An 11,782-nucleotide genomic window follows, 5' to 3' on the forward strand; every position below is an offset into this window, starting at 1 on the left:
AGCAAAGGAAAAAGCATGGAAAACCGAGCTCTTGGCCGTACCGGGCTGTCAGTCTCACCCGTTTGCGTGGGAACGAGCGCCCTGGGCAGCCATCCCACTCAGTACGGTTACGAAGTCAGCACTGACACCGCCGTTGCGACCATCCGCAAAGTCATGGAAGGTCCATTCAATTTCGTCGACACGTCCAACGAATACGGCCACGGGGGCGACAGCGAACGCCGGATCGGCCAGGCCCTCGCGGAAGCGGGCGGCGTGCCGGAGGGCTTCGTCGTGGCCACCAAGGTAGACCCGATCGTCGGGACCAGGGACTTCTCGGGAGACCGTGTCCGCCGGTCCGTGGAGGAAAGCCTTCAACGGCTCGGCCTGGACCGTCTTCAGCTCGTCTACTTCCACGATCCCGAAAAGATCACCTTCGAAGAAGGCACCGCGGCCGGCGGTCCCCTCGAGGCCCTCATTGAACTGAGAGACCAGGGCGTGATCGAACACCTCGGCGTCGCCGGCGGCCCCATCGACCTTGAGCTGAAGTATCTGGCAACAGACGCCTTCGACGTCGTCATCAGCCACAACAGATACACCCTTGTGGATCAAACAGCCGAACCGCTCATTCAGGACGCAGCCTCCCGGGGCGTGGCGTTCGTCAACGCCGCACCGTTTGGTGGCGGAATGCTCGTCAAAGGCCCCGACACCGTTCCCAACTACTGCTACGGACCGGCCAGCCAGGCCATCATCGAGCGCGTGCGAAAGATGCAGAAACTATGTGAGATGTACTCGGTGCCGCTGGCCGCCGCCGCCCTTCAGTTCTCCACCCGCGATCACCGCGTAGCATCCACCATCGTCGGCATGTCCGAACCCGGCCGCGTCGACCAAACAGCACGTCTGGCCGAATGGGACATTCCGGCTGAACTCTGGTCCCAGCTCCTTCCCCTGGCCGCTGCCGGTACGGGAGAACTGGGCTAGCCACAGGTCGTGAGTTCGACGTTTCCGCCCACTTTGACCGGTTTCTTGCCGAAGCCATCGCTGCCGACCGGGAGGCAGGACCAGGACTCGGGCCCGATGCACTGTACGGCCTGTACACCATCTGGTGCCTGATCACCCACTCCCCAAGGGCCCCTCCCTTGGTGGAATTTAAGGCGCTGAAGGACGTGCATGGCATCAGTCCCACGAGCAATGCCCTGGCCATGACCGGTCCTGCCGCGACCGATTACATCCTGGCCAGCGTGCCGAACGTCATCTGAGTTTCGTGGGTGCAGGAGCTTTGTTGGGAGCCAAGGGAAGGGCTTCTTGGATGAGTTGGCGGGCGGCAGCGTGTGCCAGGCGCGGGTAGCCGGTATGCAAAGGGGGCATGCCGAGCGCCTGCGCCCCTTCCAGGAGAAGTGCCAGCTTTCTGGCCAGCCCGTCGGGATCGGCGGCGCCGCCCTGGCGGGACATGCGAAGGGGCGCGCCGCGACCAGCTCAGCCAGGTTTTTCGGCCCCGTGAAAAAACCACGGGCCTGCATGGTCCGGAGCTCGCGGCGGTCTATTAGTGCCCGATGCTGACGGTTAGATCAATGGGATGCCGTCATTGGCGGCGAAACGAGTCCGAAGCCACGGCGCAGGGACGAGGCTCTCCGCTCGCGGCGCGGAGGTGCTACAACCCACCGCCGATAGCCGTGATTCCGTAAAGCTAATGCCAGCTCGTTTCGCCGGACCAGCCGCCCCAAGCACACTGGGCCGGCACCAGGGCGCGTATGTTCCTGCAAAGGACCGCCCGACTGATACGAATGCCACCAACCACAGCGCACCGGACGAGGGGTATGACCCGCTCATCCAGACCTTGGAGAAGCGCGACCCGCCGGACGAATGGGACCCCAATCAGGCCAAATAGTCGAGAGGCTCTCGCCGGGTTACTCCACTTGAACAACCGAGTAGCCGTAGCAGAACAGGGCTGCGGCAGCTTTGTCTTTGGTTGTGCCCTCGGCCTGCATTTTCGTCAGTCTATCCGCGAGCTGTTCGGTGGCCTGTCGGAACGCATACGCGTCGTTATAGGCCATTCCGACCGTGGCATCGACCAGGGAGCTCTGGAACTGCTCCGAGTTCTTAATCTCTCCTGCTGCCCAGGCGCAGGCGATGTCGACCCCCGCGGAGACAGCCTTGTTCTTCTTTGCGGCCTTGGCTATTTCCGCCATCCGGTCTGCACTCGCTTGAGGGATCGACCAGCCGCTGTAGTTGTCGGCTTGCCCTGCCACGGCGGTGACCTCCTCAGCAGAGGTGTGATACCGGCTGGCAAGTTTGGACGCATCAGAGGCGGCGACTTTGATTTCTCCGGCGTCGTGGCCCACTGCGCTGGAAACCTTGGACGTTGCGCTTTTCGCGAGCTGAACGGCAGCTTCCCGTTCTCCTCCGGTGCAGGCTGTCAGGCCCAAGGCGACGACCGCCACGGCCGTGAGCACAGTGAACCTTGCTCCTGGTTGTTTTCTCATCAGAGGTCCTCTCGTCGCGCAGGACCCCCCAGACCCCTCGTAATAGTGCAGTGTGGCACCCAAGCTGTTGGGTTTCAAGGGCCTCGTGGGCTGGAAGGGAAGCGCCGCCGGAGCTAAGCCCTGCGCATATGTACAGCGGGCAGATACTTCTGATACCGAAAGGCTTCAAGCGTGGCTTCCTGCACCGAGCGCACTAGGGTCAAACTGAAGTATTCGAAGTGGACTCCCTCGAGAACGGCGTTGCGGTTACCGTCGCCAGGTCGCCATCACCGAGGTCAGCCACAACAATCAGTAAAACCGCCTGACGGCGAGAAGGAGACCATCTATAGCATCGGCGTCAACCACATGCCGCCGGGTCGTGGCCGACAGGACTCTCATCAGCAGGTGAAGCGGATCCATATGCAGGTCCCTCCCCGACCATTTTAGAACGTCGATAACGGATATTCCGTCAGGCTACGGCGACTCCGGATATACGCAATGCCGGCCCGGCGGCGAAACTCATTCCAGCTTTGCGAGCCGGAGGTACTGGTAGACGGTCTCCCGGCTGATCCCGTAGTCACGGGCAAGGAGGGCTTTTGGAACACCGGTGACGGCGCGCTGAACGAGTTCGGCGGCCCGTTCTGGCGTGAGGGTCTTTTTCCGTCCTTTGTATGCGCCACGTTGCTTGGCAAGGGCGATGCCTTCCCGCTGGCGTTCCCTGATGAGGGAGCGTTCGAATTCGGCGAAGGCGCCCATGACGGAGAGCATGAGATTGGCCATAGGGGAGTCCTCGCCGGTGAAGACCAGGCTCTCTTTGATGAACTCCACTCGAACTCCTTTTCGGGTTAGGCCTTGGACAAGGGCACGCAGGTCATCGAGGTTACGAGCGAGCCGGTCCATGCTGTGCACCACCACGGTGTCCCCGTCACGGGCGAACCGCAGCAACTCCGTAAGCTCTGGCCTCGCGGTATCCCTGCCGGAGGCCTTGTCCGTGAAGACCCGGTCCAGAACGTGGCCGTCAAGCTGGCGTTTCTCGTTCTGGTCCAGCGTGCTTACGCGCACGTACCCGATCCGCTGGCCAGCCATCGGCACCTCCAACCATCGTCCTGTCAGGTTGAGTTCTAGGCTCCTTCCAGAAGAAAGTCAAGACCAGGTGTGGACATCAACAGTTTTGGGTGCAGCTAAGAATGCCCCAAAGACCTGCCTGCGCCAGATCGCGTGGCAGCTGTAGGTACAGAGGCATATCCAGGGAATTATGGTCCATCATTTTCGTCTCAGGCGGCAAACCCCTAGGGTTCGATGCCAGTGCCCGCGTTGATCAGGTAGATCCTGGAGACATGCCGGTCCTGACAGCCCGCATCCAGACGATTTCTGAGGCTTCCCGCTCTTCCAGGTTCGGCACGATCGGGATGGGCAATTAGTTCTCCCGGAAGACCAGAGAGGTCCTAAGCTTGTACGACTGGATTGGCGCCCGGCTCTGAGGATGGACATATGAGAAGCAGTTTTTCCTCCTTTCCTTCCCCTTCATCTCGAAAGGGAAGGAGGGCCCCGGGCTGGCACAACCGGCGGCGTCTACTTTCCCAGACCGTTCGCCAAACACCTTTGGGGCGGGGGGCCCATCGAGGCCGCCTCGGAGGCGGCCTTCACATCCCCCTGCTTGCTTTTGGTGCTTCCATTTTGACCTTTATGGTGGTAACACCGAGCTCCCGCTTTCAGTCAGAGAACACGGCGGGAGCGGACCTGGGATTTTGGTTAGTGACATTGGCTACGGCAGCCGTAGTGGCGCTAGTTATTCAAGCGAGCAAGGGTCCAAATGCGTGGTGGACCACTATGGCCGTGCTTATAGGGATAGTGAACACGCTTGTCGTTCCTTGGGTTCTTTGCATTACTCTGGAAATCCCCGCTGTGGTCGGCATGCCTCCGCTGATGTTTTCCTTCTGGATATCACTGGCAGCTATGGGGGTTCTGCTCGCCGTCAAGGTCCATCGCATGGATCCAGGATCTGTCACAAGGGTGGCTATCGGGGGTAGCGTTGGCCTCGCCGGTTTCGCGCTCGTGATAACCCAATTCGGGACCTCTGCGTTTGGCTACGAAGCAGTCGTGCCGCTTTCCCCGAACCCAGGGGCAGCCGGCTTGGATGTAAGGGACATATCAGCCGGAGATACCAAGCTCACCTTGAGGTATGACAGCGGACTGGTACAGCAGGCGTACTTTGACAAAGGGCTCCTACGAGTAACGAGGCCAGCCTACTTCCGTTATGTGGACTACACATTCACTAATGGACCCCGCCGGGCCCGAAGACTCCGGGCGGAGAGAGATGCGGATAGGTGCAACTTACACTGAGGCCATGCAGTTCTTGGCGACAATGGGTTTCGTTAAGCAAGTTGAAGCGGGAATTTCGGCACGAAGATGAAAACGACAAATTCGGATATACAAAGCTTGCTTAACCGTGCCGCAATAGTCCGCACGCAAAGCGCTTTTCGTTAGGGGAGCCCTTTTAGCCCCTAGCCTTACGTAACGACGCTTATCGGCGCTCCAAAATACGTGGGGGAGCGGCTTCAAGAGAGGCTGTTTCCTGCCCGCATTTGGTGGCGTTTTCTCCCAACGGGACTGTCTGAACGGTGCGTGGGTCCGGACGGTTTCATTAGTAAATGACCGGTTCGGTCCGCGGGGTGCCGGATGCGTACCTTCGCTGTGGCTCCGGCCAGTGCCGTCCGAGCACCACTTGATATTGGCACCCTTGTAATGAGCTGGCGATTCTCCCCGGCCTCTGCACATTGCCCCGATTCGCATTGCAACAGTCAGGTAAGGAGGGCATCGCTTTTGACGACGTTGATCATTGGGGACAGTAGTTCTAGAAGGTTGAGCGCCTGGACATGCGCAGCGTCGCTCTGACCAGCACACCCGTCCTCGACCACCGTCACATATCGACCTGCGTCCGCGGCACCCAGGGCGGTGGCAAGGATGCAGCAGTCAGTTGCCACACCGGTGAGGATGATCTCTTCCCCGACCGGAATCAGTTCGGCCAGCTCTTGCCCCCATTTGGAGAACGTTGGAAGGTCGATGGAGCCTCGGGTCTCAATGTCTGGAAGCTCGGTGTGCCAGATGGGATCGGCGGGATCCAGGCGCATGCTTTGCCAGCGGTCGTAGTACGACGACCACGCGCCATTCTCCGCAGGGTCGGGGATAAAGCGTGTGCTGATGGGTTCCAGTCCGGATGCCGCCAGACGTGCGATGGTTCGGGCCGCTTCGTCGTAGCGAGGGATGTGCCACTCCCCTTCTTGGCGGAAGGCACGTTGCATGTCAATCACGACCAGATGACGCTTTTGCCCGCCCGGCGGGACCACGTTCGGGCTGCCCGTCATGATTTCTGGCCTTCCCGGCCGGTGTAGGGGTCGGCAATGCCGATGTATTGGGTGGTGGTGTATTCGGCGATGCCCTCCGTGCCGCCTTCGCGGCCGAGCCCTGATTGTTTGACGCCGCCGAAGGGTGCTGCGGCGTTGGAGATGACGCCGGCGTTGAAGCCGACCATGCCGAACTCGATCTGTTCGGCCACGCGTAGAAGCCGGTTGAAGTCGCGGCTGTAGAGGTAGGAGGCAAGCCCGTATTCGCTGGCGTTGGCGAGCCGGATGGCGTCCTCTTCGGTGGCGAAGGTGGTCACCGGGGCGACGGGGCCGAAGATTTCCTGGCGGAGGATCTCGGCGTCGTTCGGGACATTAGCCAGGACGGTGGGCGGGTAGAAGTAGCCGGGACTGTCCACGGGTGTGCCGCCGGTGACGGCGGTGGCGCCGGCGGCGACGGCGGCCCTCACGAGTGCGTGGACGTCGTCGCGGGCCCTGGCGTCGATGAGCGGGCCGACTTGGGTGTCCGGTTCGGTGCCGCGGCCGGTGGTCAGGGCGCCCATGGCTGCGGCGAACTTGGCGGTGAATTCCTGTGCCACGGATTCCTGGACGAGGAAGCGGTTGGCGGCGGTGCAGGCCTCGCCCATGTTGCGCATTTTGGCGGCCATGGCGCCTTCGACGGCTTTGTCCAGGTCGGCGTCTTCGAACACGATGAACGGGGCGTTGCCGCCCAGTTCCATGGAGGTGCGGAGCACGTTCTGTGCGGCGTCGGCGATGAGTCGTTTGCCTACCGGGGTGGAGCCGGTGAAGGAGACCTTGCGTAGGCGCGGGTCCGCGAGCAGCGGACCGGAGATCCCGGCGGCACTGGAGGAGGACACCACGTTCAGCACGCCGGGGGGCAGGCCGGCGTCGAGCATGGTCCGGGCGAACAGCTGGGAGGTCAGCGGCGTGAGTTTGGCGGGCTTGAGGACCATGGTGCAGCCTGCGGCGATCGCGGGGGCGACCTTGCGGGTGGCCATGGCGAGCGGGAAGTTCCAGGGGGTGATGAGCAGGCAGGGTCCTACCGGTTTGTGCTGGACGAGGATCTTGTTTTTGCCCTCGGGGGTAGTGAGGTAGCGGCCGTAGTCGCGGACCGTCTCTTCGGAGAACCAGCGAAGGAACTCGGCGCCGTAGATGACCTCGCCGCGGGCTTCGGCCAGGGGCTTGCCCATTTCCAGGGTCATCAGCAGCGCGAAGTCCTCGGCGCGATCGGTGACCAGGTCGAAGGCGCGGCGCAGGATCTCGGCCCGTTCCCGTGGTGCGGTGTGCGCCCAGGAGGCCTGGGCGGCGTCGGCCGCGTCGAGCGCCGCGACGGCGTCCTGGCTGGTGGCCGAGGCGAGGGTGGCTATGGCCTCGCCGGTGGAGGGGTCGTGCACGTCGAACGTGCCGCCGTCGGACGCGTCCCGCCACTGTCCATTAATGAGGAGGCCGGTGGGCACGGAGGCGAGGAGCCTCGCTTCAGGCCCGGTGATTACGGTCTCGGTGGTCGTGGTGTTTCCTTCAGCCACTTAGGGCTCCTTCCAAAGTCCTTGTGAGTTGGTCATTGTGCAGCAGCCAACGTCCGGGGCAGCGGCCAAATCGCGGCGCCGTTCTCGTGCGATCCTGGCGAAACGAGCCAACGATAGTGCTGTTGTGCCCAGTTCCGGGTTGCTGTGACGTCGTGGTGCAGTTGCTCGGTGAGGGCGTTGATGGTCGAGAAGGTTTGTTGATCCCGCAGCTTGGCAGTCAGGGTGACGGTCAGCTGCCGCCCGTAGAGGTCGTCGTTGAAGTCAAGGAGGTGGGCTTCGAGCAATTTGTTCCCGGTCTGGGCATAAAACGTCTGCCGTCGTCCGATGGAAACTGCCGCGAGCCAGGGCTTTCCGGAGTCGGTCCGGATCACCGCAGCCCATACCCCGTCCTCGGCCTGGTTATCGAAGAGCTGGATGTTGGCGGTGGGGAATCCGAGTGTCCTGCCTCGTTCGTCCCCGTGTTCAACGATGCCTTGAATGACTGTCATGATCCTGTTCCGTGCTGGTCCGGTGGTACCGGGGCGGCCTCGAGGACCTGATCCAGCCACGTCACACGGTTGCTGAATCGCCTTATCTTCGAAGGCGCCGTCCAGCGGAAAGTGTCGTGTTCGTCATTGATGGTCAGCCTGCGGCGCCGGGTGACGGCTGTGAAGGTGTGCACCAACCACGGGTTGCCCTGCTTGTCTGGCAACAGAAGCGGCGTCCCCTGCCGGAAATCAGTCAGGTCGTTCTCGGTAAGCCCTGTTTCCTCGCGAAGTTCTGTGAGGGCTTGCCCTTCAGGCGTGGTGCCAGGTTCGAGATATCCGGTGATGCAATGCCAGAGTCCGCGGTCATGTCCGACGGACTGGCTTCGTTTGAACAGGGCGATCCGTCCTCGCCACTGAATGATCACGGCCACCACGGTGCGGGGCTGGCATTCTGCGAGTGCATGTGCCACTCCGCCTACCCGTAGGAGCGGTGCGATACTCATGTCGATCCTTGTCCGGCTCGGTTGTTGGGCGGATGCGGTTCTACCGTGTGGCGGTGGCGTCCATGGCTGTTGTGGATGGGACAGGTGGCTCCCCGCCTGTCGGTCGGGGAGCCACCTGGTCTTAGAGGGTTTGCCCGGCGATGCTGCGGTCGAGCATTTTGTGTCCCGAGAGGCGCTGGCGCCGGTGGGTGGCGAAGTAGACGCCGGTCGCGACGGCGGCTCCGACGTAGTAGGAGAGGTCGCCGATTTGGGGGAACGCGGCCGCGATGGGGCCGGTGTAGATCGAGGACATCCAGAATGGGGAGGAGATGACGACGCCTGCAGCCCAGGCCACGAAGCCCCATTCGAATTTCCTGCTCTTGTCGAAGAGTTCGCGGAGGCCTCGTTCGGTGCGGCGACCTCCGAAGAGGTAGTCGCACACGAGGACAGCCACGTATGGGGCGATGCAGTACGCCGTCAGATTGAGGAACGCGGTGAAACCTGCGTTGAACCCTTCCTGGCCCAACAAGGCTACGACGTATGAGGCGACGCAGATGACCACGACGGCGGTGTGGCGTTTGACGGGCACGCCCATGGTCTGGATGGATATGGCGCCGCCGTAGACGTTCAGGAAGTTTTGGGTGAAGGATGACAACGCGACGACGCCGAGTCCGATGGCGGCCCAGGGTCCCAGGACTTCTTTGAGGGCGCCGATGCTGTCGGAGGCACTGGTAGTGGATCCGAGGACGGTTCCCAGGATTCCCATCCAGACCAGGGTGATGAAGTTGCCGAGCATGGTCGCCCAGCTGGCACCGCGCCTGTTGCCCGGTGTGTTGGGGAGGTAGCGGGAGTAGTCGGAGGCGAATGGCATCCAGGCGACGATGAAGGAGAAGAACCATCCGAAGAAGACAATCCATCCGCCGATCCCGTTGAAGCCGGGGGCGGTTGTGTCGGCGACGTTGATGACTCGTCCGTTGGCGGCGGCCACGATGGTGATGAAGGCGAAGCCGATCACCAGGACGAAGGAGAGGATGCGCTGGAGGAAGTGGATCAGGTTGTATCCGATGACGGCCACTCCGAGCTGGATGCCCATGAGAATAAGGGACGAGAGCCAGAACGGAATGCCGGTCAGCAGTGAGATGGCCTGTCCGCCGAGGATGACGGTGACGGCGGCCCATCCGATGCCGGCGAAGACATTCACGTATGCCACCGGGAACAGGTTACCGATGAATCCGAGAGGTCCCCGGCCCTGCATCTGCTGTGGGACGCCGAGCCGGACGCCCATGGCGGACAGGTATCCCATTCCTGCCGAGGAGGTTATGCCGGCGAGGACGATCGCTAGGACGGCGGCCCAGAAGGGCAGCCCGAAATAGGCGGCACTGAAGCCGAGGACGACGATGGGGAAGTTCATGCCGGCCGCGAACCAGAGGAAAAACTGCGATCGGGGCTTGCCGTGGCGTTCCACGTCAGGGATGTGTTCGATGCCGTAGGGCTCGATTTTGGTGAGGCTGTCGCGGTACCCGCGGTCTTCGGCGACACTGTTTTCGGCAGCGCGCATGGTGTCTGGGCTCATGATTGTCCTAAAGTTGGATGCGCACTGCGGTGCGCTGCTTACGAGCAGATTGGGTCGGCGCGGCTGGTTTCCTGTCCGAGGGCGGTCAGCCGCGCCGGAACTTACAGTTCGGCGAGCTGTGCGCCGTCATAGAAATGCCCGGCCTTGTAGACCATGGGTGCCGTGTTGTCGATCTCGGCATGCCGTACCCGGCAGATAAAGACGGTGTGGGTCTTTGCTTGGAAGCGTTCCTGAATTTCGGCTTCGAGGGATGCGGCCGAGCCGTCCAGGAGCGGGCTTCCGTTCGGGCCCTCGTGCCAGTCGAGTTCCGCAAACTTGTCCGGGGCCTTGGAAGCGAACACACGGACTGTGTCCTTCTGCCCTGTTCCCAGGATGTTGATGCCGAGGTGGCTCGAGGAGAAGAGCGCAGGGTAGGTGCTTGAGGTCTTCTGGACGCAGACGAGCACTAGTGGCGGCTCGATGGAGACTGAGCAGTAGGAGTTTGCTGCCAGTCCTTTGGGGGTTTCGCCTTCCTTGGTGGTGACCACGGTGACGCCCGTGATGAATTGGCGGTTGAACGCCTTCATCAGGTCTGCGTCAAGTTCGGGAAAGTCGCCGCCGTCTCCAACCTCCGGCGCGGCGATCCCGCGCAAGGGGCGAATCCCAAGACCAGCGAGCAGTTCGCTCCCGTCCCACGTGACCGTTTCCTTCGTGATCTTCCCGTCTTGGAGGATCAGGATGTTCGAGCCCCTGGTCTGAACGGTAAGTCCTGTTGCCGGGACGCCGAGGTATTCCTGGGTGTGGGTGCCAGTGGAGGTCCAGAAGACGGCCACTGTTTCCGAGCCTTCGACGATGTCATCGATGGTCGTGCGCAGGTCCGGGAAGGCTTCCCGTACTGCGGCGATCTCTTCTTTGAGACCAGTGATGTCGACGGTTGCGCCTGTCGCCTTACTGGTGCGCTTGTAGCCAGCTGCCACGAGGCCGTCGAGGGCATTGAGGTCACCCTTGTCCCAAGCAGCGAGCCAGGCTGATGTGATCAGCGGTTCAAGTGTCTGTTGCATACCAATGACGGTAAGGCAGATCACACGATCGAGTCAACAAAAATCTACAAAAACCCGCAATGGCGCGGAATTTGTGAACTTAGGCAAAAGGACGCACCTCTCCCTTGACTCCCTTCTTGCATGCAACATAAGCTGTGATGCATGCAAGAAGAAACGATGCTGAGTGTTGAGGCGGCTGAGCGGGAGAACCTCTTGGACAAGATCCGGATGCTGGTCCTGGGGGGTGACTTCCCGCCGGGTGCCGTTGTTCCGGAGGCTTTCCTTGCCCAGGAGTTCGACGTCAGCCGCACCCCTGTCCGGGAAGCCCTCAAGCAGCTTCAGCATGAGGGACTGGTGGAGATACGTCCCAAGGTGGGCACGTTCGTCCGCGAGCCCACCCGCAGGGAGATCATCGAGCTGTTCCAGATCAAGGAGTCCCTCGAAGGACTCGCAGCGTCGCTGCTCGCGCGCCGCGGTGGGACAACGGAATTGTCCGCGCTCCGCTTGAACCTCGAGGACTCCGAGGCCGCAGTCCTCACGGACGACACAGAGGCCTACGCCCGACTGGTACACGAGTTTCACTGGACCATCGTCCGGGGCTCGGACAACCTCAAGCTTGTCGAGCACTATGGACGGCTGATGAACCAGCTCGCATACCAGCGGCTGGTCCTGCGCACCGTTGAACACCCGGGCCGGCTCGCAGCCTCCACCCGGGAACACCGCGCAGTACTGGAAATGATCGAACACAAAGACCCCTTCGGCGCAGAAGCCGCCATGAGGAACCACGTCCATGCCTCGTCCCGAGAGGCCCTCACCGAACCGGTGCAGTCGCTCCGGAACTGAACCAACCACGAAAGGAAGCCATGCGCTTCTCCACATTCCCGGCCCTCGGCGCCCCCGTGGACCTCGCAGCCG

11 protein-coding genes are annotated in these 11,782 nt (G+C 62.0%); 3 read left to right on the forward strand and 8 right to left on the reverse strand.

Going from position 1 to position 11,782, the window contains the following annotated elements; all coding sequences use genetic code 11:
- The first annotated feature begins 15 nt into the window (after window positions 1-15).
- Together LQ144_RS06685 and LQ144_RS06690 are read left to right on the forward strand one after the other, a co-directional pair.
- Window positions 16-957 (forward strand): aldo/keto reductase, encoded by a 942-nt coding sequence (locus tag LQ144_RS06685; RefSeq protein ID WP_230117792.1) that lies wholly within the window; start codon window positions 16-18, stop codon window positions 955-957.
- Between the two features lie 709 nt (window positions 958-1,666).
- On the forward strand, window positions 1,667-1,864 hold the full coding sequence (locus tag LQ144_RS06690) for a hypothetical protein (RefSeq protein ID WP_230117793.1): 198 nt from the start codon (window positions 1,667-1,669) through the stop codon (window positions 1,862-1,864).
- A 19-nt stretch (window positions 1,865-1,883) separates the two neighbouring features.
- On the opposite strand, the gene LQ144_RS06695 is transcribed toward LQ144_RS06690, so the two are convergent.
- The 8 genes from LQ144_RS06695 to LQ144_RS06730 all read right to left on the reverse strand — a co-directional run bounded on the left by LQ144_RS06695 (window position 1,884) and on the right by LQ144_RS06730 (window position 10,888).
- Window positions 1,884-2,459, reverse strand: a complete 576-nt coding sequence (locus LQ144_RS06695) for a hypothetical protein (RefSeq protein ID WP_230117794.1) — start codon at window positions 2,457-2,459, stop codon at window positions 1,884-1,886.
- Between the two features lie 498 nt (window positions 2,460-2,957).
- A complete protein-coding gene (locus tag LQ144_RS06700) occupies window positions 2,958-3,524 on the reverse strand; it encodes a recombinase family protein (RefSeq protein ID WP_230117795.1) in 567 nt (188 codons plus the stop codon).
- A 1,715-nt stretch (window positions 3,525-5,239) separates the two neighbouring features.
- Window positions 5,240-5,803 (reverse strand): cysteine hydrolase, encoded by a 564-nt coding sequence (locus tag LQ144_RS06705; protein ID WP_230117796.1) that lies wholly within the window; start codon window positions 5,801-5,803, stop codon window positions 5,240-5,242.
- Window positions 5,800-7,326, reverse strand: a complete 1,527-nt coding sequence (locus LQ144_RS06710; RefSeq protein ID WP_230117797.1) for an NAD-dependent succinate-semialdehyde dehydrogenase — start codon at window positions 7,324-7,326, stop codon at window positions 5,800-5,802. The genes LQ144_RS06705 and LQ144_RS06710 overlap by 4 nt, the downstream gene beginning before the upstream one ends.
- A 32-nt stretch (window positions 7,327-7,358) precedes the next feature.
- Window positions 7,359-7,814 carry a riboflavin kinase gene (locus tag LQ144_RS06715; protein WP_230117798.1) on the reverse strand — a complete coding sequence of 152 codons (456 nt, stop codon included), beginning with the start codon at window positions 7,812-7,814 and terminating at the stop codon, window positions 7,359-7,361.
- Window positions 7,811-8,296 (reverse strand): NUDIX domain-containing protein, encoded by a 486-nt coding sequence (locus LQ144_RS06720; RefSeq protein ID WP_230117799.1) that lies wholly within the window; start codon window positions 8,294-8,296, stop codon window positions 7,811-7,813. Before LQ144_RS06720 ends, LQ144_RS06715 begins: the two co-directional genes overlap by 4 nt.
- Window positions 8,297-8,417: 121 nt before the next feature.
- Window positions 8,418-9,848, reverse strand: coding sequence for a cytosine permease (locus LQ144_RS06725; RefSeq protein ID WP_230117800.1), 1,431 nt, complete (start codon window positions 9,846-9,848; stop codon window positions 8,418-8,420).
- A gap of 101 nt (window positions 9,849-9,949) precedes the next feature.
- On the reverse strand, window positions 9,950-10,888 hold the full coding sequence (locus LQ144_RS06730; protein ID WP_230117801.1) for a flavin reductase: 939 nt from the start codon (window positions 10,886-10,888) through the stop codon (window positions 9,950-9,952).
- Window positions 10,889-11,029: 141 nt separating this feature from the next.
- Between LQ144_RS06730 and LQ144_RS06735 the strand changes: the two genes are divergently transcribed.
- Window positions 11,030-11,710: a GntR family transcriptional regulator gene (locus LQ144_RS06735; protein WP_230117802.1), complete on the forward strand. Its 681-nt coding sequence runs from the start codon at window positions 11,030-11,032 to the stop codon at window positions 11,708-11,710.
- The last annotated feature ends 72 nt before the right edge of the window (window positions 11,711-11,782 follow it).

Origin of the sequence: Arthrobacter sp. Bi83 (assembly GCF_918698095.1) — a bacterium.
In the GTDB taxonomy this organism is placed as follows: domain Bacteria; phylum Actinomycetota; class Actinomycetes; order Actinomycetales; family Micrococcaceae; genus Arthrobacter.